The sequence below is a fragment of the Pseudomonas sp. IzPS59 genome (genome assembly GCF_014863505.1).
Lineage (GTDB): Bacteria > Pseudomonadota > Gammaproteobacteria > Pseudomonadales > Pseudomonadaceae > Aquipseudomonas > Aquipseudomonas kribbensis.
The window spans coordinates 19902-42491 of sequence record NZ_CP062251.1 but is presented as its reverse complement, the minus strand read 5'-3'; the positions used below and the strand labels follow the sequence as shown (position 1 = coordinate 42491).

General features: G+C 60.3%; 21 protein-coding genes and 1 pseudogene. 7 read left to right on the top strand and 15 right to left on the bottom strand.

What is annotated here, in order from left to right; all coding sequences use genetic code 11:
• Positions 1-92 precede the first annotated feature (92 nt).
• From IF189_RS00190 to IF189_RS00180, 3 genes are all read right to left on the bottom strand, one after another.
• Positions 93-1751: a Na/Pi cotransporter family protein gene (locus IF189_RS00190; RefSeq protein ID WP_134828627.1), complete on the bottom strand. Its 1659-nt coding sequence runs from the start codon at positions 1749-1751 to the stop codon at positions 93-95.
• A gap of 213 nt (positions 1752-1964) precedes the next feature.
• Positions 1965-2732 (bottom strand): TerC family protein, encoded by a 768-nt coding sequence (locus IF189_RS00185; protein ID WP_114880872.1) that lies wholly within the window; start codon positions 2730-2732, stop codon positions 1965-1967.
• 70 nt (positions 2733-2802) lie between these two features.
• Entirely contained in the window at positions 2803-4110 is a 1308-nt protein-coding gene (locus IF189_RS00180) for a CitMHS family transporter (protein WP_085713065.1), read from the bottom strand.
• A 324-nt stretch (positions 4111-4434) separates the two neighbouring features.
• Here IF189_RS00180 and IF189_RS28795 point away from each other — a divergent pair.
• Positions 4435-4536, top strand: a pseudogene (locus tag IF189_RS28795) (GFA family protein); the annotation flags it as partial.
• A gap of 12 nt (positions 4537-4548) precedes the next feature.
• Here the strand turns inward: IF189_RS28795 and IF189_RS00175 are convergent.
• Entirely contained in the window at positions 4549-4875 is a 327-nt protein-coding gene (locus IF189_RS00175) for a DOPA 4,5-dioxygenase family protein (protein WP_134828626.1), read from the bottom strand.
• Between the two features lie 84 nt (positions 4876-4959).
• Here IF189_RS00175 and IF189_RS00170 point away from each other — a divergent pair, with 84 nt between their 5' ends.
• Positions 4960-5625: an NAD(P)-dependent oxidoreductase gene (locus IF189_RS00170; RefSeq protein WP_134828625.1), complete on the top strand. Its 666-nt coding sequence runs from the start codon at positions 4960-4962 to the stop codon at positions 5623-5625.
• On the opposite strand, the gene IF189_RS00165 is transcribed toward IF189_RS00170, so the two are convergent.
• Positions 5626-6576: a choline sulfate utilization transcriptional regulator gene (locus IF189_RS00165; RefSeq protein WP_134828624.1), complete on the bottom strand. Its 951-nt coding sequence runs from the start codon at positions 6574-6576 to the stop codon at positions 5626-5628.
• Between the two features lie 114 nt (positions 6577-6690).
• Between IF189_RS00165 and betC the strand changes: the two genes are divergently transcribed.
• From betC to IF189_RS00150, 3 genes are all read left to right on the top strand, one after another.
• A complete protein-coding gene (gene betC / locus IF189_RS00160) occupies positions 6691-8205 on the top strand; it encodes a choline-sulfatase (protein WP_192552644.1) in 1515 nt (504 codons plus the stop codon).
• A gap of 16 nt (positions 8206-8221) precedes the next feature.
• Positions 8222-9139 carry a choline ABC transporter substrate-binding protein gene (gene choX / locus IF189_RS00155; protein WP_192552643.1) on the top strand — a complete coding sequence of 306 codons (918 nt, stop codon included), beginning with the start codon at positions 8222-8224 and terminating at the stop codon, positions 9137-9139.
• 102 nt (positions 9140-9241) lie between these two features.
• Positions 9242-10810: a SulP family inorganic anion transporter gene (locus tag IF189_RS00150; protein ID WP_192552642.1), complete on the top strand. Its 1569-nt coding sequence runs from the start codon at positions 9242-9244 to the stop codon at positions 10808-10810.
• A 7-nt stretch (positions 10811-10817) separates the two neighbouring features.
• Here the strand turns inward: IF189_RS00150 and aroE are convergent, their stop codons facing one another.
• Positions 10818-11639 (bottom strand): shikimate dehydrogenase, encoded by an 822-nt coding sequence (aroE, locus tag IF189_RS00145; protein ID WP_134828620.1) that lies wholly within the window; start codon positions 11637-11639, stop codon positions 10818-10820.
• 9 nt (positions 11640-11648) lie between these two features.
• Complete coding sequence (gene hemF, locus IF189_RS00140; protein ID WP_134828619.1) at positions 11649-12563, bottom strand: oxygen-dependent coproporphyrinogen oxidase; 915 nt, start codon at positions 12561-12563, stop codon at positions 11649-11651.
• 152 nt (positions 12564-12715) lie between these two features.
• Between hemF and IF189_RS00135 the strand changes: the two genes are divergently transcribed.
• Positions 12716-13693 (top strand): NADPH:quinone reductase, encoded by a 978-nt coding sequence (locus IF189_RS00135; RefSeq protein WP_134828618.1) that lies wholly within the window; start codon positions 12716-12718, stop codon positions 13691-13693.
• Positions 13694-13716: 23 nt separating this feature from the next.
• Here IF189_RS00135 and IF189_RS00130 read toward each other — a convergent pair whose 3' ends face one another.
• The 8 genes from IF189_RS00130 to IF189_RS00095 all read right to left on the bottom strand — a co-directional run bounded on the left by IF189_RS00130 (position 13717) and on the right by IF189_RS00095 (position 21880).
• Entirely contained in the window at positions 13717-15015 is a 1299-nt protein-coding gene (locus IF189_RS00130) for a phenylacetate--CoA ligase family protein (RefSeq protein WP_192552641.1), read from the bottom strand.
• Positions 15005-16273 (bottom strand): aminotransferase class I/II-fold pyridoxal phosphate-dependent enzyme, encoded by a 1269-nt coding sequence (locus tag IF189_RS00125; protein WP_192552640.1) that lies wholly within the window; start codon positions 16271-16273, stop codon positions 15005-15007. Before IF189_RS00125 ends, IF189_RS00130 begins: the two co-directional genes overlap by 11 nt.
• The gene (locus IF189_RS00120; RefSeq protein ID WP_192552639.1) at positions 16270-17364 is read right to left on the bottom strand and encodes a DUF3419 family protein; all 1095 of its coding nucleotides are present in this window, start codon (positions 17362-17364) and stop codon (positions 16270-16272) included. The genes IF189_RS00125 and IF189_RS00120 overlap by 4 nt, the downstream gene beginning before the upstream one ends.
• A 42-nt stretch (positions 17365-17406) precedes the next feature.
• Positions 17407-18141, bottom strand: a complete 735-nt coding sequence (locus IF189_RS00115; RefSeq protein WP_192552638.1) for an iron-containing redox enzyme family protein — start codon at positions 18139-18141, stop codon at positions 17407-17409.
• Positions 18119-18790, bottom strand: coding sequence for a hypothetical protein (locus IF189_RS00110; RefSeq protein ID WP_192552637.1), 672 nt, complete (start codon positions 18788-18790; stop codon positions 18119-18121). The genes IF189_RS00115 and IF189_RS00110 overlap by 23 nt, the downstream gene beginning before the upstream one ends.
• Positions 18791-19062: 272 nt before the next feature.
• The gene (locus IF189_RS00105; protein ID WP_085713080.1) at positions 19063-19620 is read right to left on the bottom strand and encodes an L-threonylcarbamoyladenylate synthase; all 558 of its coding nucleotides are present in this window, start codon (positions 19618-19620) and stop codon (positions 19063-19065) included.
• Between the two features lie 54 nt (positions 19621-19674).
• Positions 19675-20775, bottom strand: a complete 1101-nt coding sequence (gene dprA, locus IF189_RS00100; RefSeq protein ID WP_134828612.1) for a DNA-processing protein DprA — start codon at positions 20773-20775, stop codon at positions 19675-19677.
• 79 nt (positions 20776-20854) lie between these two features.
• Complete coding sequence (locus IF189_RS00095) at positions 20855-21880, bottom strand: LysM peptidoglycan-binding domain-containing protein (protein ID WP_134828611.1); 1026 nt, start codon at positions 21878-21880, stop codon at positions 20855-20857.
• 169 nt (positions 21881-22049) lie between these two features.
• Here IF189_RS00095 and def point away from each other — a divergent pair, with 169 nt between their 5' ends.
• Positions 22050-22556: a peptide deformylase gene (gene def / locus IF189_RS00090; protein WP_085713083.1), complete on the top strand. Its 507-nt coding sequence runs from the start codon at positions 22050-22052 to the stop codon at positions 22554-22556.
• Positions 22557-22590: the final 34 nt, after the last annotated feature.

Below are 22590 nucleotides of genomic sequence, written 5' to 3'. Positions count from 1 at the left end.
CGAGCTTCCATACAGCTGAATTGGAGATCCGTGTCATCAGTCGGGCCGCGAGGCCGAACCTTGAGTTACTGACTGACCACAGTCCCAGACGTTCAAGGCGAATGCGTGATGTCCGCCATTTCGTCCGCCGCCAGCGCCCCGGTGTCGGAAGTTTCCAGCACCACGTAGGCGCTGCTGCAGAACAGCGAATTCAAACGCTTCATGTCGGCAATCAACTCCAGGTGCAGCGAACTGGTCTCGATACTCTGCACGATCTTGCGTTGCAAACGGCTGACATGGGCGTGGGCCAGGCGACGTTCCTGGGCGCGGAAGCGACGTTTCTCGCGCAACAACTGGCGAGCGCTTTCCTTGTCGCCACTGAGAAACACCGACAGCCCGAGCCGCAGGTTGGCGATCAATTGCTGGTGCAGCCCGGCCAGCTCTTCCAGCCCGTCTTCGGAAAACGAACGGCGTTGCGAAGTCTTCTGCTGCTGGATTTTGCGCAGCATGCGTTCGATCAGGTCGCTGGCGAGCTTGAGGTTGATCGCCAGCTCTATGATCTCTGCCCAGCGCCGACTGTCCTGCTCACCGAGATCTTCCCGGGGCATCTGCGCCAGATACAGCTTGATCGCGCTGTACAGCGCTTCGACGTCATCGGTCAGTTTGCGCATTTCCTGGGTGACGGCAGTCTGTTTGCCGCGCAGCACATCGAGGGCGGCATCGAGCATGTTGTCGATCAGGTCGCCCATGCGCAGGGTTTCCCGGGCGGCGTTGGCCAGCGCCAGGCTTGGCGTGACCAGTGCCGTCGCGTCGAGGTGACGCGGTTTGGCGGTGCCGTTGACCTCCGGACGCTCCGGCAACAGCCAGGCGCACAGACGAGCCATGGGCGCGACCGTCGGCAGCAGGATCAGGCAGCGCGCCGTGTTGTAGAGCAGGTGGAAGCCGATGACCATTTCCTGCGGGCTGTAATCGAGGTTGTCGATCCAGTGCGCCAGCGGATCGAGCACCGGAATGATCAGCAACAGGCCGATCAGCTTGTACAACAGACTGCCCAGCGCCACTTGCCGGCCGGCGGCGTTCTGCATGCTGGTGCTCATGAACGCCAGCACACCGCTGCCGATGTTGGCACCGATCACCAGACCGATCGCCACCGGCAGGCTGATCACATTGGCGCCGGCCAGAGTCGCGGTCAGCAGTACGGCGGCGAGGCTGGAGTAGGAAATCATCGCGAACAACGCACCGACCAGGGCGTCGAGCAGGATGTCACCGGTCAGCGAGGCGAAGATCACCTTCACGCCTTTCGCATGCGTGATCGGCCCGGCGGCCTCGACGATCAGTTGCAGGGCCAGAATGATCAGCCCCAGCCCGATGGCCACGCGGCCCATCTGCCCGAGCCGCGTCTGTTTGCGCGAGAGAAAGAAAATCACCCCGAGGAAAATCAGCAGCGGCGACAGCCACGACAGATCGAACGTCAGCACCCGCGCCATCAGCGCCGTACCGACGTCGGCGCCGAGCATGGTGGTCAGGGCCGGGGTCAGCGCCATCAGGCCCTGGCCGACGAAGGAGGTGACGAGCATCGCGGTGGCGTTACTGCTCTGCACCATGGCGGTCACGAGGATGCCGGCGATGAACGCGAGCCAGCGCCTGGACATGTTCTGGCCGATCACATGCCGCAGGTTGGTGCCGTACACCCGCAGGATGCCGGTTCGAACGATGTGCGTGCCCCAGATCAGCAAGGCCACGGCGGAAAGCAGATTGAGCAGGGTGAGCATGCAGACCCCCTGTAGTTGCAGCGCCCCAAAGGGGCAAGTTGACGATACCGCGCGGTTTCTACGTGTTGTTCTTAAGCTGTAGTTGGCTAACGGTCCGGGCGCCAGCATTGCACAGCTAAAGTGGGGATTGAAACAAAAGCGTCATGAAAACAGGTTCATGCAGCCATGAAAAAAGGGCCCGAAGGCCCTTTGATCATCAGCGCAGCGTTCCGGTTACTGACCCGGAACATCCTTGCGCAGTTTCACCGGATCCTGCTGCTTCTTCTTTTTTGCCATCGCGGTGCGCAGCTTGATGTTGATGGCCTCGACCGCCAGCGAGAAGCCCATGGCGAAGTAGACGTAGCCTTTCGGTACGTGCACGTCGAACGCTTCGGCGATCAGCACGGTGCCGACCACCAGCAGGAACGACAGCGCGAGCATTTTCAGCGACGGGTGCTTGTCGATGAACTCGCTGATCTTGCCCGAGGCCGCCATCATCACCAGCACCGCGACGATGATCGCCGCGACCATCACCGGCACATGGGAGACCATGCCGACGGCGGTGATGACCGAGTCCAGCGAGAACACGATGTCGATGATCGCGATCTGGATGATGGTGTAGAGGAAGTTGCCGCCCTTGCCGCCGGGCGTCTCGTCGCTTTCGTCTTCACCTTCCAGCGCGTGGTACATCTCCTGGGAGCTTTTCCACAGCAGGAACAGGCCACCGAAGAACAGGATCAGGTCACGCCCGGAAATACCCTGGCCGAACACCACAAACAGATCGGCGGTGAGGCGCATGACCCAGGTGATCGACAGCAGCAACAGGATCCGCGTGATCATGGCCAGGCCAAGACCGAAGATCCGGGTGCGCTGCTGCATGTGTTTGGGCATGCGGCTGACCAGGATCGAAATCATGATGATGTTATCGATGCCCAGGACGATTTCCAGGGCGGTCAGGGTGAAGAAGGCAACCCAGATCTCAGGGTTGGTCAGCCATTCCATGTGTATTCCTTTGAGCGTGTGTTAAACCAGGACGCCAGCAAGCAGCTGGCGTTCTGGTGAGTTGGTGCCGTTACAAAGTGCTGAACAGCGGGAAAGTCCCCAACAACAGTGCGGCGGCCAGTATGCACAGGCAGACCAGCACTGCCCACTTCAGGGTGAAACGCTGGTGATCGCCGAACTCGATCCCGGCCAGTGCGACCAGCAGATACGTCGACGGCACCAAAGGGCTCAGCAGGTGAACCGGCTGGCCGACGATAGAAGCGCGGGCCATTTCCACGGCGGTGATGCCGTAATGGCTGGCCGCTTCCGACAGCACCGGCAGCACACCGTAGTAGAACGCGTCGTTCGACATGAAGAACGTGAACGGCATGCTCACCAGCGCGGTAATCACCGCCAGGTACGGGCCGAGGAAATCAGGGATCACCGCCAGCAGGCTTTTCGACATGGCATCGACCATGCCGGTGCCCGACAGGATACCGGTGAAGATGCCCGCCGCGAAGATCAGACTGACCACCGACAGCACGCTGCCGGCGTGAGCCGCGACGCGATCCTTCTGCATTTGCAGGCAAGGGTAGTTGACGATCATGGCAATACTGAACGCCACCATGAACAGTACCGGCAGCGGCAGCAGGCCGGCGATCAGGGTGCACATCAGCGCCAGGGTCAGCAGGCCGTTGAACCAGATCAGTTTCGGACGACGGGCATCCGGGAACTGCGACACGCTGATTTCGCTGTGGTCGATTTCGTCGCCGATCAGGTGCAGCTCGCCCAGACGTGCACGTTCACGTTTGCCGTAGAAGTAGGCAATGATCAGGATCGCGATCACACCGGCGCCCATGGCCGGGATCATCGGAACGAAGATGTCCGACGGGTCCACGTGCAGCGCACTGGCGGCACGGGCGGTCGGGCCGCCCCACGGGGTCATGTTCATCACGCCGCCGGCGAGGATGATCAGGCCGGCCATGATCCGCGGGCTCATGCCGATGCGGCTGTACAGCGGCAGCATGGCGGCCACGCAGATCATGTAAGTGGTCGCGCCGTCACCATCGAGGGAAACGACGAGCGCCAGTACGGCGGTGCCGACCGAAACTTTCAGCGGGTCGCCCTTGACCAGTTTGAGGATCTTGCGCACGGCCGGGTCGAACAGGCCGGAGTCGATCATCAGGGCGAAGTACAGAATGGCGAACATCAGCATCACGCCGGTCGGCGCAAGCTTGGTAATACCTTCGAGCATCATCGGGCCGATCTTCGGCGCGAAGCCACCGAACAGGGCGAACAGGATCGGGATGATGATCAGAGCGATCAGCGCGGACAGGCGCTTGGTCATGATCAGGAACATGAACGTGATGACCATGGCGAAGCCAAGGAAAGTCAGCATGGGAATACTCCAGGCGTAGCGCGGCTAGGTAAGTGAGCGGATCGGGCGGGATCAGCGCAGAACGGGAAGCACGAGACGTACGGGCGGAGTTGGAGCGAGGAGGCGGGCTACAGAGGACATCAGAATCACCATTGTTGTTGTTAATTGGGCCTGACGCGGGAGCAATCACACGCGCTGGCCAACCGGTCTGTTGCCGGCAGTGGCGGCGATCCTAATGGGGCAACCTTTCAGCCAGCTTTCGCAGGTGAAAGCTTCGATGCGAACGGCCAACCGACCGTCGGATGCGACTGGAGTCAATGAACACGGGAACGAGAAGGCAGGGTGATGAATGAATTGCACAGCGACGGCTGTCACTGCGGACATATCCGCTATCAGTTCAGCGGAGTGTTGCGCGACATTGCCCACTGTCATTGTTCGATCAGTAAAGAAACGCCCTGATCAAAAAATAGACAGATCCAGCGGCCGTATCGCGCCCATCCAGATCGCGTGCTCGGTGTGGTCGAGCAAGTCATCGCCGGTGTCCGGGTGCAGGAACACCACCAATCCCTTGCGATTGAGCGCCAGCCACGGCAGCACGTCGCCGATCAGCTCCGGGCCGAAGGCCAGCTGGCAGCTCCAGTCCGGATGCGGGCCGACCGGGCGTTCGTGTACGCGGCCCATCTTCAACGGGAATAATTGCGCGGCCTGCTCACACAGCGCACGTGCCTGAGCAATCGTGCTGGCATCGTAATAAACGTGGGCGTGATAACCCTTGATCGTCTGCATCGCAAACCCTCTGAATCGGTTCGAACCCTAGGCGTTGGCCGTATGTCACACGCCATACAAGGGAAAACAAAAGGGACCTCAGCCATGAAAAATGCCGAAACCCCGGTGGTGAAAGTGGTGCTCTATGGTGCCATGAGTAGCCTGGGCAGTGCGTTGATGGCTGAACTGCTGAGGCGTCAGCACGAAGTCATCGCCATCCTCGACGACCTGACCGCCCTCGCGCCACGCCCGGGCCTGCGTACCAAAAGCGGTGATCTGTTCGATGCCGAACGGGTCAACCAGAGTGTGGCCGGCAGCTCGGCGGTGATCTGCCTGCTCGATGCACCGGGCCTGCCGTTCAGCAGCGATCATGTGGAAAAGTCCGTGGTGCTCGGGCCGGTGGAACAGGTGCTGGCGGTGGATGCGCTGATCGATGGCCTGCAAGCGGCGCACGTGTCGCGGCTGTTTGTCGTGGGGGATTTCGCGCTGCTGGACGAGCCGGATCTGGATGATCGCCTGCAACGCCACGCCGCCGAGGAAATCCGCGAAGCCCTGCAAGGCAGCCCGTTGCACTGGACGCTGGTCGATGCGCCGCGTGGAGTGGCGGGGCTGACCATCGAGCATTTCAACCAGGTCGGCGGCACGCTGGAACCGGGCCTGGCCGAGCCGCTGGAGCGTCTTCATCGGGTAGCGGTCGGAATGGCCGATGAGCTGCGGTTGAATCTGCATGTGGGCGAAAACGTGAGTTTTGTCGCGGCGTCGGAAGGCTGATCACACCGCGATCGAAGGCAAATCCACTCCCGTCAGCGACTGCGCGCTGCTGGCCTGTTCGGCCATCAGCCAATCGACAAATTGCTGGATCAACGCCCCTCGCCGTTTGCGCTGCGGTAGCACCACGTAATAGCCGAGGCGGGAGAGGGTGGTCTCGGCAATCGGCCGGCACAACAAACCTTGAGCGAGCAAGTTATCCACAAGGTGCCGCCAGCCGATGGCCACACCCTGACCGCCAATCGCCGCTTGAATCAACAAGGTGTAGTTGTCGAAACGCAGTTGGCCCGGCGCAGGCGGCGTGTTGATACCGAGTTCGCGGAACAGACCGCTCCAGTCGAACCAGTTGCTGCTGTTCTCGCCGCGCAGATGCAGCAACGGGAATTCCAGCAGTGCCTGGGGTGGCAAGGGCCGGGCTCGCTCCTTGAGCAATTGCGGGCTGCACACTGGAAACACTTCTTCGCTGAACAGCCAGTGACTTTCGCCCTGTTTGAAGCGACCGTCGCCGAACAGCACGGCAACGTCGATATCCGGCCGGAGCATGTTGTGATTGCGTTCGCTGGTGACGAGGCTGACATCGACCTGCGGATTGGCTTCGTGAAAACGATGCAGGCGCGGCATCAGCCAATACGCGGCGAAGGCGAAATCGGTAGCGACCTGCAGCACCTCATGTTGCTGTTGTGCGCTGATCGCGCTCAACCCTGCGTCGATATTCTGCAAACCAAGAGTGACTTGCTCGAAAAGGATCGAACCGACCTCGGTCAGTTCGATGCCTCGGTAGATCCGGTCGAACAGCCGTGTTCCGAGCTGTTCCTCCAGCCGTTTGATTTGCTGACTGATGGCCGGTTGAGTGGTGCCGAGTTCCACCGCTGCTGCGGTAAAACTGCGATGACGAGCAGCCGCCTCGAAGGCGCGCAGCAGGTCCAGCGACAAATCACCGAGGGCTTCATACATAAGCTGTGCTTATCCTAGTCATTGTCCGGCGCGGGCTTTACCGGAGATTGCGTGGAATCCATGCTCGATCGCAGCAATGTCGCATAAATATTCACTATGGAATGCCGCGATCACATGAAGCGCAAGAACATTCTCTTCATCATGGCCGATCAAATGGCCGCGCCAATGTTGCCGTTCTACGGCCCGTCGCCGATCAAACTGCCGAATCTCAGCCGCCTCGCCGAACAGGGCGTGGTGTTCGATGCCGCGTATTGCAACAGCCCGCTGTGCGCGCCGTCGCGTTTTACCCTGGTCAGCGGCCAGTTGCCGAGCAAGATCGGCGCCTACGACAACGCCGCCGATTTCCCCGCCGACATTCCCACCTACGCCCATTACCTGCGGCGCCTCGGCTACCGCACTGCGCTGTCGGGCAAGATGCATTTCTGCGGCCCCGACCAACTGCACGGTTACGAAGAACGTCTGACCAGCGACATCTACCCGGCCGATTATGGCTGGGCGGTGAACTGGGACGAGCCGGATGTTCGGCCGAGCTGGTACCACAACATGTCCTCGGTATTACAGGCCGGACCGTGCGTACGCACCAACCAGCTCGACTTCGACGAAGAGGTGGTGTTCAAGGCGCAGCAATACCTGTTCGACCACATTCGTGAGGACGGCAACCAGCCGTTCTGCCTGACGGTGTCGATGACTCACCCACACGATCCGTACACGATTCCCAAGCCGTTCTGGGATTTGTACGACGATGCGGATATCCCGCTTCCCGCAATACCGGACCAGCATTCGCTCGATCCGCATTCCCAGCGTTTGCTCAAGGTCTACGACCTGTGGGACAAGCCATTGCCTGTGGATAAGATCCGCGATGCTCGCCGGGCCTATTTCGGCGCGTGCAGCTATATCGACGCCAATGTCGGCAAACTCCTGCAAACACTCGAAGATACGGGGCTGATCGATGACACCATCATCGTGTTCTCGGGCGACCACGGCGACATGCTTGGGGAAAAAGGCCTCTGGTACAAAATGCACTGGTTCGAGATGGCCGCGCGCGTGCCCCTGTTGATAAGTGCGCCCGGTCAGTTCAAATCCCACCGCGTCAGCGCTGCTGTGTCCACCGCCGACCTGTTGCCGACCTTCGTCGAACTGGCCGGCGGTAGCCTGGAACCGAACCTGCCGCTGGACGGCCGCTCGCTGGTGCCGCATCTGCAGGGGCAGGGCGGTCACGACGAAGTGTTCGGCGAATACATGGCCGAAGGCACCGTCAGCCCGCTGATGATGATCCGGCGTGGCGCCTACAAATTTATCTACAGCGAAACCGACCCTTGCCTACTCTACGATGTGGATAACGATCCACGGGAGCAGGAAGAACTCAGCCAGTCACCGCAACATCGCCAGCTGTTCGACGATTTTCTCGGCGAAGCACGGGCCAAATGGGACATTCCGGCGATCCACCGCAAGGTGCTCGAAAGCCAGCGGCGCCGGCGCTTCGTGGCCGAAGCGCTGACCATCGGCAAGCTGAAGAGCTGGGATCACCAGCCGCTGGTGGACGCCAGTCAGCAGTACATGCGCAACCACATCGACCTCGATGACCTGGAGCGCAAGGCCCGTTATCCACAACCCTGCCAAAACCAATAACGTTAAGGGGAAGTCCATGGTCAAGTTATCCACAGTCGTGACGGTCAGCCTGCTGGCACTGGGCAGCGCGTCCGCATTCGCCGAAAGCTGCGACACGGTGAAAATGGCCGATCCCGGCTGGAGCGACATCGCCGCGACCAACGCCATCACCGGGTTTCTGCTGGACGGCATGGGCTACAAGGTCAAGGTCGACACCCTCGCGGTGCCGATCACCTTCGGCGGCTTGAAGGATGGCCAGGTCGACGTGTTCCTCGGCAACTGGATGCCGGCGCAGCAGGGCTTCTACAACAAGTTCGTGGCCACCGGTGACGTCACGCAACTGGCGAAGAACCTCGACGGCACCGAATTCACCCTGGCCGTGCCGGACTACGTGTGGGACGCGGGTGTGCATAACTTTTCCGACCTGAACAAATTCGCCGACAAGTTCGATCGCAAGATCTACGGCATCGGCTCTGGCGCGCCAGCGAACATCTCGCTGCAAGAGATCATCAAGAAGAACGACTTCGACATGGGTCAGTGGAAGCTGATCGAGTCCAGCGAACAGGCGATGCTGGCCGAAGTCTCGCGGGCAGTGAAGAAACAGAAATTCGTCACCTTCCTCGGCTGGACCCCGCACCCGATGAACGTACAGCTGAAAATGCATTACCTCAAGGGTGGCGAGAAATACTTCGGCGACACCGGCAGCGTCTACACCCTGACCCGCAAGGGCTACGCCGAGGCTTGTCCGAATGTGGGTAAATTGCTGACCAATCTTTCGTTCACTCAGGAGATGGAGAACAGCATCATGGCCGAGGTGGTGAACAAGAAGGTCAGCAATGCCGATGCGGTGAAGGCGTGGATCAAGGCGAATCCGGGGGTGCTGGATAAGTGGCTTGATGGGGTGAAGACCGTGGATGGCAAGGATGCGTTGCCGGTCGTAAAAGCCAAACTGTAACGGCACGGGCCGATCACTCCCACGCTTTGCGTGGGAATGCCGCCATGGGCGCTTTGCGTCCCGAGCTGCGTACAATGCACAAAATTTCACCCGAGAGGATCCATGGCCTTCCCCAGCCGCCGCTCACTGTTCCCCTTCCTGACCTGGCTGCCCCGGCAGACCCGCGCCAGCGTCGGGCGGGACCTGGTCGTCGGCCTCAGCGGCGCGATTCTCGCGTTGCCCCAGTCGATTGCCTACGCCCTGATCGCCGGTCTCCCACCCGAGTACGGCCTGTATGCCGCGATCATTCCGGTGCTGATCGCCTGCCTGTGGGGCTCGTCGTGGCACTTGATCTGCGGACCGACGGCGGCGATTTCGATTGTCCTGTTCGCCAGTGTCAGTCCACTGGCGGTGCCTGCGTCGCAGGACTACATCACCCTGATTCTGCTGCTGACGTTCCTGGCGGGGATTTTCCAGTGGCTGCTCGGCCTGTTGCGCTTCGGCGCACTGGTGAATTTTGTCTCGCACTCGGTGGTGCTGGGGTTCACCCTCGGCGCGGCGGTGGTCATTGCCATCGGGCAATTGCCGAACCTGCTGGGGCTGGATCTGCCGGCCAAGGCCACGGCGCTGGCCAGCCTGATGGACTTGCTGCGCCATCTCGGGGCTGTGGATAAACCATCGCTGGTTCTCGGTGTCGCCACAGTTGTGCTCGGCGCGTTGCTCAAACAATGGCTGCCACGCTGGCCGACACTGTTGATGACTCTGGTGCTCGGCAGCCTGGTGGTGTGGCTGTGGCCGGCGATGTTTGGCCATGTTCACCTGGTCAGTGCTTTTGTCGGGCGCTTGCCGCCGTTCAGCGGGTTGCCGCTGGACATGGATCTGGTCCTGCGTCTGCTGCCGAGCGCCGTGGCGGTGGGCATGCTCGGGCTGGTCACCAGTCTGTCGATTGCCCGTTCGATTGCCGCGCGTTCCCAGCAATTGCTCGATGCCAATCAGGAAGTCCGTGCCCAGGGGCTTTCCAACATCATCGGGGCGTTCTTTTCGGGATCGTTGTCCGCCGGATCGTTCACCCGTTCCGGACTGAGTTATGAGGCCGGGGCCTGTTCACCTCTGGCCGGGGTGTTTTCGGCGTTGTGGGTGGCGCTGTTCGCGATTTTCGGCGCTGGGTTGATTGCGCACATTCCGATCCCGGCCATGGCCGGCAGTATTCTGTTGATCGCCTGGGGACTGGTGGACCATCGCGGCATTCGTGCGCTGCTGCGGGTCAGCCGGGCCGAGTTTGTGGTGATGGGCCTGACCTGCGTTGCCACGTTGCTGCTGGAGTTGCAGACAGCGATTTACGCCGGGGTGCTGGCGTCGCTGTTTTTCTACCTCAAGCGCACTTCGCAGCCACGAGTGCAGCATTGGCGCGACGGCGAGGATGATGTATTGCGGGTCGGCGGCTCGATCTTTTTCGGCGCCAGCCACTACCTGCAAGTGCGCCTGCAACGGATGCACGGCGCGCGGGTGGTGATCGAGGCGCAGCAGATCAACTTCATCGACTATTCCGGCGTGGAAATGCTCCATCAGGAAGCCCGGCGCCTGCTGCGCCAGGATCGCAGCCTGACCTTGCGTCAGGCGCGACCACAGGTGGTGGAGGAGTTACGCAAACTCGAAGGGCCGGAGAAATGCCCGATCCGCTTCGAGGACTGAAGGCGCCTTAGAGTGCCAGTTGTCGACGCAACTCCGCCAGAACCGGCGCCGTGTCGGGACGCACATCGCGCCAAAGGAAAAAGGCTTCCGCCGCCTGTTCCGCCAGCATGCCCAAGCCATCCATCACCACACCCGCGCCATGCTCGCTGGCCCAGCGGCAGAACGCGGTGGGTTCCTTGCCGTACATCATGTCGTAGCACAGGGTCTTGCCGGGGTCGATCAGGCTTTCTGCAATCGGCGGCACATCGCCGGTGAGGCTGGCGGAGGTGGCGTTGATGATCACGTCCACCGGCTCGCGCAACCAGTCGTAACCGCTGGCCGACACCGGCCCCAGGTCGCAGAACAGTTCGGCCAGCAGCTCGGCCTTGTCCACCGTGCGGTTGGCGATGATCACCGACGCCGGTTTCTCCGCCAGCAACGGCTCCAGCGCACCGCGCACCGCGCCACCGGCGCCGAGCAGCAGAACGCGTTTGCCGGTGAGGCTGAACCCGGCATTGACCGTCAGATCCCGCACCAGCCCGGCGCCATCGGTGTTATCCCCGAGCAAGGTGCCGTCGGCGAGTTTGCTCAAAGTGTTCACCGCACCCGCGCGCTGGGCACGGGCGGTCAGGCTGTTGGCCAGGCGGTAGGCGTCTTCCTTGAACGGTACGGTCACGTTGGCACCGCGACCTTCCTGGAAAAACGCCGTGGCGCAGCCGGAAAAATCATCCAGCGGTGCCAGCAGGGTGCTGTAGTCGAGGCTCTGTCCGGTCTGCTCGGCGAACAGTTTGTGAATCATCGGCGACTTGCTGTGGCCGATCGGGTTACCGAAAACGACGTAACGATCCATCAGAAATCCTCAGGCCTGGGCCAGCCAGTCGCGGTCTTGCAGGAAGTACTCGGTCAGGCGCGCTTCTTCGCTGCCCGGCTCGGCTTTCCAGTCGTAGGCCCAGCGCACTTGTGGCGGCAGCGACATCAGGATCGACTCGGTGCGCCCGCCCGATTGCAGACCGAACAGGGTGCCACGGTCATAAACCAGGTTGAACTCGACATAGCGACCGCGACGGAACTCCTGGAACTCGCGCTGCTTGGCAGTGAACGCGTCGTTCTTGCGGCGTTGCACGATCGGCAGGTAAGCGTCGATGTATGCATCACCGATGGCGCGCATGAAGGCGAAACTGGTGTCGAAGTCCCACTCGTTCAAGTCATCGAAGAACAGGCCGCCGATACCCCGTGGTTCGTGGCGATGCTTGATGTGGAAATAGGTGTCGCACCAGGCCTTGTAGCGCCGATAGACGTCCGGGCCGAACGGCGCGCAGGCCTGTTCGGCGACGCGGTGCCAGTGGATGCAGTCTTCTTCGTTGCCGTAATACGGCGTCAGGTCGAAGCCACCGCCAAACCACCAGACCGGCTCTTCACCTTCCTTCTCGGCGATGAAAAAGCGCACGTTGGCGTGGGACGTCGGCACATGCGGGTTGTGCGGGTGGATCACCAGCGACACGCCGAGGGCTTCGAAACCACGTCCGGCCAGTTCCGGTCGATGAGCGCTGGCGGACGGTGGCAGACCGCTGCCGAAGACGTGGGAAAAGTTGACGCCGCCCTTTTCGATCACCGCGCCGTTCTCGATCACCCGGGTGCGACCTCCACCGCCGGCCGCACGGGTCCAGGCGTCTTCGACGAAGCGCGTGCCGCCGTCTTCGGATTCCAGCGCCGCGCAGATGCGGTCTTGCAGGTCGAGCAGATAGGCCTTTACGGCGTCGGTGCAGGTCGTCATGGCATCACCTTGGATCGGGCATCGCCCCGTGAGCGAGGGGGCGGCGCAAATGGGCGCGTAGCATACCATCGCAGGTAGGCACGCCGCAGTTGACGAAGATCAAGCAGGGGAGTTCGATAGGGGCCTTCCGAATCGTCCCAAGGAGTAGGCAGATGGCCAAGCGAATCCAGTTCCGCGCCCATGGCGGCCCCGAAGTGCTCGAATACGTTGACTACCAGCCCGCCGAACCCGGCCCGCAGCAGGTTCGCGTGAGCAACAAGGCCATCGGCCTGAACTTCATCGACACCTACTACCGCAGCGGCCTCTACGCGCCACCAGCATTGCCGTCGGGTGTGGGGGCGGAAGGTGCGGGCATCGTCGAGGCGGTGGGTAGCGCCGTCACCCGGTTCAAGGTTGGCGACCGCGTGGCCTATGGCAGCGGCCCGCTGGGCGCGTACAGCGACGTGCACGTCCTGCCGGAGGCAAATCTGGTGCACCTGCCGGACACCATCACCTTCGAAACCGCGGCCGGCGTGATGCTCAAGGGCCTGACCGTGCAGTACCTGCTGCGCCAGACCTATGAACTCAAGGGCGGCGAAACCATTCTGTTCCACGCGGCGGCCGGCGGCGTCGGTTTGCTGGCCTGCCAATGGGCGAAAGCGCTGGGGGTGAAGCTGATCGGCACCGTCAGCTCGCAAGCGAAAGCCGAACTGGCCAAGGCCCACGGCGCCTGGGAAACCATCGATTACAGCCACGAAAACGTCTCCCAACGGGTGCTGGAGTTGACCGACGGGAAAAAGGTCCCGGTTGTGTACGACGGCGTCGGCAAAGACACCTGGCCGGCCTCGCTGGACAGCGTGGCGCCTCGCGGCCTGCTGGTGAGCTTCGGCAATGCCTCGGGCGCGGTGGACGGGGTGAACCTGGGTATTCTGGCGGCGAAAGGTTCGCTGTACGTGACTCGGCCAACCCTGGCGACCTACGCCAACAATGCCGAAAACCTGCAACGCATGGCGGATGAGCTGTTCGGGATGATCAACAGCGGCAAGCTGAAAGTGGATATCAGCCAGCGTTACGCACTGGCTGATGCGGCGAAGGCGCAGACCGAGTTGTCGGCGCGACGCACCACTGGCTCCACCGTTCTGCTGCCCTGACGGCAGATCTCTCCGGCCAATCGTCATGACTTGGTCGGAGTCTGTGGCAACTCGGCAAAAAACGGTGTCTTGCCGATCAAGGTCGTTTCAAATGCCTGACGGGCAAGACGCTTCACCTCCAGCCCCAATACACCGGGCAGACTGAGCAACGCGCTCGCTTGCCCTTCGACCTGCAACGCACGTTCGAGGAAGGTTTGCGCGACGGCAGTCAATCTGTCCTCGGCGATAACCAGACGCATGTGCGCTCCACCGGGCTGTCGATCGATCTGCACCTGGACATCTGCAGTGTCCAATTCAGGCAAGAGCTGCCGAAGTACGTGCAATACCTGTGACTGAGTGATGATCGCCCCACCCAGTTTGATCGATGTTTCTACCCGTCCCTCAAGGGCCAGAACCGGCATGGAGCTGCCACAGGCACAATTCTTCACCGTGCGCAGGATTCGCCCGCGATCTCCGATCCTGTAGCGAAACAGCGGCGCATGATCGGGCAGCAGGGGCGTCAGCAGAAACTCGCCTGTCTCTTCTTCTGCCACGGCCTGCAAGGTCAGGGGATCAACTACTTCGACCAGCATCGCGTCGGCATGCAAATGATAAAAACCGTGTTCAAGGTGTGCACACTGAAAGCCGATGGGACCCGTTTCCGTCGAGCTGTAGCCCAACGAGCGAATTTTCAGCTTCGGCCAGTCCCGGGCCAGTTGATCGCGGAGCGTTTTACTGCAGGGTTCTCCAATGTAGTAAAGCCACCTCAGACTGCCCAACTGTTCTGAACCAACGTTTTCATGATTGAACAACGCAGCGGCGAAAGAAGGGGTGCACATCAGCGCATCGGCCGCGTGCGACTGAATCAGCTCGACAATGCGCTGAACGCCCATCTGTGAGCCGGCTGGCAACAAGCGTGTGCCAATGTGCTGGACGATGGCTGTCGCGTAGTGAAATGCACCCTGCATTTCACCGGCCGTCAGGCAGTTGATGACCACCTCCGGATGCTCGGCCGTCATACCAAACATCCGCGCCCCCAGAGGCACGATCGCGGCGTTGAACGCCCAGGAATGAGTGATCTGTTTGCGGTTGCCGGTGCTCCCTCCCGAGGTCAGGGTCAGTCCACCACCGGGTGCTCGGTGCGACGCATCGCCGAGTGCGGAAAACAGCTCACCGCCGAACTCGTCTTCCACTGCCAGAACCGGCAGTCGACGCAGATCAGCCAATGTCTGCACCTCCAGAATCCGGGGATACAGCGCACGGAACCAGGGCAGAGAACGCGCGTGAGCCAATTTTTGCGCAATAGCCTCGGCCGATAAATCCATCAGAGGATCATTGCTCATTGCCCCATCCTCCCTGACGAATGCCCAACTCGTCGAATCCGCTACGGACGGCACTCGCCAGAGATTCCAACTGGCGCTGACTGTGGCTCGCGCTGACGGCCAGACGCAAAATCGCCTCGCCCTTGGCCACTACCGGAAACAGTGCGGTAGTGACCGCCATGCCCTGCCGACGCAAATGCTGCGCCAGACAGATCGCGTCTCTCTCGGCCCTGACGCGGATGAAACGAATGGGGGACTCGACCTGATGATTGCCCAGCACCGGCCCAAGCAGACCGTCGATCACGGCGATATTTCGCCACAGGTCAGACTGCAATCGACCCAGCTCCGGCGACAGGTGGATTTTCCCGGAGGCGACCGCCGCGCCAACTCCAGCCATGGAAAGTGGTCCACCAAACGTATAAGTCGAAGCGTGGCTTCGTATCAGCTCGGCATCCGCCGCTGTACGCACGGTGATCGCGCCACCGGTTGCACCGAATGCCTTGGACAGCGACGACAGAAGGATCAGCCGACCGCGCAGCCGTTCTTCTGCAGCGGCCAATGCATACCCACCCCCGGCCGCTCCGTGGATCGAGGTACCGTGGGCGTCATCCGCATAGAAATAACCCTCGAAACGCTCCGCCAGTTGCAGCAGGCGGTTGACCGAATACAAACCGCGCATCGAGCCAATGCTGTCGGTCAGGATGATGGGCGTGTTGCCCGCGGCGACCCCCGCCAGACACGCATCCTCTACTTGCTCCAAATCGCTGCAATCGCATCGCTTTACCGGCCCGAACTGCCAGAGAATGCCCTGCAGCACCTGCATCGAGGCATGAGCCGCGCGGTCAATAATCCAGCAGGGACCACGACGCAGGGGATACGAGGGCATTTCGCCGGAACCGAGCAGCGGCAGGCAGCCGAGATGCGCACTGCCCACCGAGTTGAAGGTAACCGTATGCCCCTGAAATATCCGGCTCAGTTGTTCATCCAGCTCACGCATGGGAGGCAGCAGGACTCGGGTTCGCGCGGCAGCGAACTGCACGCCGAAGGCTTCGGCGGCGCTCACGGCTCCGTGAATCAAGCGTGGATCACACTCCAGCCCCAGGTAAGAACATGAGAGAAACTCCGTCAGCCGTTCGCCGCTGTCGAGTTCGATCTCCTTGCCTTCACGTTTGACCAGTTTCAGACCATTCAGCCCGGCATCGAATAACTGCTGTTGATCATCACGAGATTGCCGGACACGGTTTTTGACCCAATTGACGGTCGGTTGAAAGGTGTTCATCGGGATACCTGCATAGCGGCTGTCCGGCGATAGACCTGCACACGCCAGAGCTGGGTTTTTTCTCGTGCGATTTCTGCCTGGTACTGATGGGTGATATCGCAAAAACCTGCACAATCGGGTTGAACCACATGTAAATGGCCACGCATGACCACCCGCGCGTTTTCTGCCAGCGCTGGTGCCAGATGCTGCAGAACATGGGTACCGGCCGTTTCGGGCATGAAGGAGGGCACGTCGGACAGAGATACGAAATCGATGCCTGTTTCCCCGTCAACGCAGTCGAGGATGTCAGCCTGCACAACGCGTAACTCGCACTGCTGAAGCCCCTCACGGGCACGCTGGAAAATTGCCGGATCGCACTCCAGCGGAAAGCCTTGCGGATAGCGCAGTTCACCGAAAAACAGCATTTGCAGGAAAAAGCTCTCCCGGACCACCTGAGAGCTGAACAGCCTGTGGAAAATTTCCAGATAGGCCGCACGGGAACTGATACCAAGGTTGTTGGGTGGAAACGAGCCTTTGTACAACAGCGAATTGAGCACTGCTGCGTTGCCCAGCAAAGCGATCACGGCCTTCCAGCGCTTGAGTGGAAAGCGCTTACGGTAATATTCGGTTTGTTCTTCAAGACAGCCGTACTGAAAAATGCCCCGGCCCGCCTTGCCGGTAAACAGTCCGGTGATCTTCGCCAGCCGCTTCAGGGTCTGCTCGAATGCGCCCATGTAAATCGGCGCGTCCCATTGTCTGGACTGGAATAACCCGAACAACCAGCGACGATCCGCGGGCGGCAAAATCAATTGCTGAAAAATGGATCGACGCCGTGCTCTGAGACTTTCCATCCGATAGCCCATGAACTCCATGAACGACTCGTGATCGGTCTGTTCCAGCAACGCCAGACGCAACCGGGTAAACGCCAGTTGCGGCGCACTGATGTCGCTACAGGTCATGCGTAACGGGTTTGCGGCCAGCAGCGGCAACAGGCGCCCGCCGCATCCGGCAATACCCAGCACGTGTCGGGCATGTCTGGGCAGGATAGCGTACTCAAGCGCGGTGTCTTCATCCCCCAGCGTGTAGTTGAGCTGGTCGAAATAGTCAGCCATGCCTGCCTCCAGCCTCCTGATATGAACATGGGCACGAGGTCTTCATTGGCTGTCCAGGGCGTGGAGGAAGTCATAGCGGGGCTTCAGCCCGTTTTGCCAGGCCTCGTATTGCTCATAAACGGCCTCGAGCATGTTGCCGGTCAGGCGCAGGCTGGTTTCCATGACGGTGGCAACGGCATCCCAATCGTCCTGACGCTTGCAGGTACGCTGCAGCATGAGTTTGATTTCGTTGAAGTGCTCGATATCGATGTCGGAATGTGCAACGAAGAACGTCAGCTGAGCCGGTTTCAACTCCAGCGTTTCACTCAGACGGTTGATAAGTGGCGTAATGAACTGGTAGGCATTTTCTGCCCAGTAGCTATAACCCAGTCGCTGTAGTGGATTACCGGTAAAGGAAATCCAGTACAAATAGGCAATCAATACTTCAGTCTCTGGAAGTGCAGATGGAATATCGAACACTTCATGCTTCAGACCAAGGCTCATGACATCGTGCAATGCCATCTTTTCATGACCGACTTCCTGTGCCGCATGTTCAAAACAGAACTTTGCATACACCGGATTATCTGCATGTCGCACACCCACCAATCCTTGATTTCGCGCATTGTGTGCCGTGTAGTGAAAGGTTTCGATCATGTAGATCGCATATAACGCTCTGGAAACTTCACCTTCGCGAATGGCTTTAACCAGCCGTGAATTCTCCAGAATATGGGCCCATGACTTTTCGATTCGCTCATCGAGCAGGCTCAACTGTTGGTTAAAACTTAGGGGCGCATTCATCAAGGTGCTTCTCCGATGGGTTGGCGAGCAGGTGGATGGGTTGTTGAAGTGCGGCGAAAATCTGCTGCCATTGAGCTGAAAGCAGCCAGTAATCACCACGCTTGCGGTGTTCGATGTGCAGAGCGTCGGTAGTGATCGGCGTCAGGCCGAAGCGCTGGAAGAATCGTCGTTGCGGTGAACGGCAGAGGGCGGTAACGCCTTCATGACCGTGCCTGATCGCCCATTCCGTGGCAGCCGCCAGCAGGCCGTTGACCGACATCGGGAACTGATTTTGCGAGTGGCTGATCAAGCGGCTGAACTCGACATGGCGCGATAGCGCCACCGTGGGAGAAACATGCTGCTGCGTCAGTGATGCCCATTCGAACGGCGCAGGCGTGACTCTCAATACAGCCATGGGTCTGTCGTGCAGATACAGCAAAAAGTGGGTACTGCGCGAGGCAATTGCCAGGCGTGTTTCAAACAGTCTGGCTTTGGGCGTCAACATGTAGTGCTGCAATCGCAGTCGAAAATGACGAACAACAAACTGTTCAAACTCTCGCGTATCCGAGCCTGCCTCAAGAATAACGATACGATAACTTTCATAACGACTTTTCAAGGTCGCCTGTAATGCCTGCAGACAGTCCGTTAATTGCAAATACCTGATATCCATTTCTTCTCCGCAGCCGTTAACTTTTCGAAGTTTTCTGAGCGCATTGAAATAATGAATGTTTTTAGAAAAACCGCCACTGTGCGGCTTCTGAGAATAACGTCGGAAAAATTACAACAAATGAATACTTACCGATTCATCTGACATAGAAAGGAAAAAATCAAACCGAAAAACCGGTCAGTATGTTCAGTTACATGAAGGAAAAATCGCAGGCACGCGTAGTACTCCTCGCTATAAAAGCCGAGGAGTACTCATAGAATTAACCAAGGGTAATATCAGGCCGGGCGCACAACCTTGCCGGTCGCCAGATCGCGGATCAGGCTCGGGTTCTTGCGACCGCCGAGCATTCCGCCCAGCACCAGATCGACCTGACCACGGAAATACTGCTCGACCCGCAAGCGAGTCTTCGCCGCTGGCCGGCCTTGCGGGTTGGCCGATGTCGAAATCAACGGTCCGACCAGTGAGCACAAGTCCCGCACCTGCGGATGATCGCTGACCCGCAGCGCCACGGTGTCATGCACCCCGGTCACCCACTCCGGCAACAGGTTCTGATGCGGCACCAGCCAGGTGTTCGGGCCCGGCCAGGTGCTGGCCATGCGATCGATCCAGTCCTGGGGGAAATCCTCGAACAGGAAATCGAACTGACGAATGTTGTCGGCGACCAGGATCAACCCTTTGTCCACCGAACGGTTCTTGATCGCCAACAGGCGATCCACCGCTTCTTCATTCCATGGATCGCACCCCAGCCCCCAGACGGCTTCGGTTGGATAGGCAATCACCGCCCCGGCGCGAATCTCTCGTGCGGCTTGTTGCACACGCCAACTGTTGACCATGAAAAACTCTCCGCAAACAGGTTTCGCGCAGTTTACCGATCTTCAATGTAAAACCTAGCTTACCCGCGCAAACCAGCGACCGTTTTCGCATACGGCGCGGCCCTCCATCTCCAGTTCGGTCAATGCTGCCAGCACTTTGGGCAACGCCCAGCCACTGCTGTCGGCCAACCCCTCGCTGGTATGGGGTGCGGCGTGCAACAGCCGCAACAACGGGTTTTCGGTACTCGGTGCGGTTGCGGACACCGACAGGTGCTGCCAGCCGCGCAAGGCTTCGAGAATATGTTCGATGGTTTCCACCAGCACCGCGCCATCGCGGATCAGTTGATGGCAACCGCGGGCGCCGGGGTGGTGGATCGAGCCCGGAATCGCATAGACCTCGCGCCCCTGTTCCGCCGCCAGTCGGGCGGTGATCAACGAGCCGCTGGCCACGCTGGCCTCGACCACCAGTACGCCGAGGGACAAACCGCTGATGATCCGATTGCGTCTGGGGAAGTTGCTCGCCGTCGGTCCGGCGTCCAGTGGAAACTCCGAAATTACCGCACTGCCCGAGGCAATCATCGTGTCCGCCAGCCGCCGGTTGCGCTGTGGATAAAATTTTTCCAGACCGGTGCCCAGCACGCCGACGGTTTGCCCGCCGACGTCGAGCGCGGCCTGATGCACAGCCGCATCGATGCCCAGCGCCAGGCCACTGGTGATGACAAAACCGGCTCCGGCCAGACTGCGGGCAAACGCCGTGGCGGTGTCCATGCCCGGGCGTGAGGCGCGACGACTGCCGACCATCGCCAGTTGCGGTTTTTCCAGGATCAGCGGGTCACCGGCAACAAACAGCAGCGGTGGTGGATCGGCAATCTGCGCCAGCAAGGCCGGGTAGTCCGGCTGGTCCCACATCAGCAAATGCTGGCCCGGGCGCTCTAGCCAAGCCAATGCGCGGCTCGCGCCGTCTCGCACTTCAGGACAACGTCGCGCTTCGGCACTTGCCACCGGCAACCCCAACGAACGCCAGGCACTGGCCGGCGCGCTGATGGCCTTGGAGGCGGAACCGAACGCTTCGAGCAATCGGGCAAAACGTTTCGGGCCGATATTCGGCAAGCGGTGCAGGCGCAAACGTGCTTCCAGTTCCGCTGGGGAAACCGGCGTACAGACAGGCATCATCATGGATCATCCTTGATCGTTATAAGCCCTGAACCTTTCGGAACAAGCTGTGGATAACTCTGTTGGTAACTTGTGAAGCCAGCTAAGGATTTCGCACCTTGTCCAGCACCGCCAGCGAGCGCGATGCGTTGAGTACCAGGCCGTAACTGAGTTTGTCGTAGGTGCGGAACACCATCAGCAATCCGGCGCGTTCATCGGGGATCTTCAGTGGTTTTCCGGTGATCCGGTCGCGCACGGTTTCCCCGGTTTTCATCACCACCAGCACGTTGCCTTCGGCCAAGCCGTCGCGTTTGCCCTTGTTCAGTGTCACCACGTCCATTGCGCCGATCTGCGTGACGCCACGTGGCACATCGATGATCAGGCCGTTGATGTCGCTGGCGGGCGCGCTGGGCATGAAGGTCGAGTTGATCGAACGTTCCTCGCCACTGAACAGTCGGTCGCCGAGGCGCACTTCCTGAGTCGTGCGTTGCAGGGCGAGGGTGGCGACGTCGCCCTCGGTGGCGACGATTTCACCGCCGCCGATGTCGTCGGCGTTGATCCCCAGAAACTCCTTGCTCTGTGGATCGGTGTAGACCTTGCCCTGACGGAAGATGCCGTAGACCGGCTGGTTCGGATCGAAATGGCCTCGGGCGAAGATCCGGTCGCCGGTGCCGCTGAGCACCCGCTCGGCATCACCGGCAACGATGTACGGCGCCTTGTCGAAGTCCTCGACCTTGTCGACGATGCGGTTGCTCAGCAGAAAGCTGTTGATGGATTTCAGCGGAATGCTCGGGATCGCCTCGGCCACCGGGCTGCTGCGGATCCGTGGCGACAGCTTGATCGTGCCGCGCGATTCCCCGCGATTGAGGGTCAGGCGTGGCTGGCCGTTGACGTAACTGAGCGTCAGCGTATCGCCCGGATAGATCAGGTTGGGGTTTTCGATCTGCGGATTGGCCCGCCACAACTGTGGCCACTGCCAGGGTTCGCGCAGGTACTTTCCGGATATGTCCCAGAGTGTGTCCCCCGAAACCACCGTGTATTGCTGTGGAAAACCTTCCTTGAGTTGCACTTGCCCGTGCGCGGTGCCGGCCGAGGCCAGAAACAGCAGGGCGAGTAGTGATTTCCTCATGCGGTGAATCCCTTTATCATGTGCGTTCGCGTGAAACGCCAGAGCCCCCGTGGCTCGCTCCCTGCTCTATGCTGAAAAGCAAGGAGCTACGTTTCACAACGGTAGCCTGCATCTTCGGACCCGCCAGGCCATCGCCCGACTTTACCTCACACGTGCAGCAATCAAGCTTATGGCCATTTTGAACATCCTCGAATTTCCGGACCCGCGTCTGCGCACTATCGCCAAACCTGTGGCTGTAGTGGACGACGAAGTGCGTCAGCTGGTCGATGACATGTTTGAAACAATGTATGAAGCGCCGGGCATCGGCCTCGCCGCGACCCAGGTCAACGTGCACAAACGTATCGTCGTGATGGACCTTTCCGAAGACCGCACCGAACCCCGGGTGTTCATCAACCCCGAGTTCGAACCGCTGACCGACGAAATGGAGCAATACCAGGAAGGCTGCCTCTCGGTGCCGGGTTTCTACGAAAACGTCGACCGCCCGCAGAAGGTCAAGATCAAGGCTCTGGACCGTGACGGCCAGCCTTACGAACTGATCGCCGAAGGCCTGCTCGCCGTGTGCATCCAGCACGAGTGCGACCACCTCAACGGCAAGTTGTTCGTCGATTACCTGTCTACGCTCAAACGCGACCGGATCAAGAAGAAACTGGAAAAGCAGCACCGCCAGAACGCTTGATGCCCCTCTCCAAAGGCTTGCTGCGGCAAGCCTT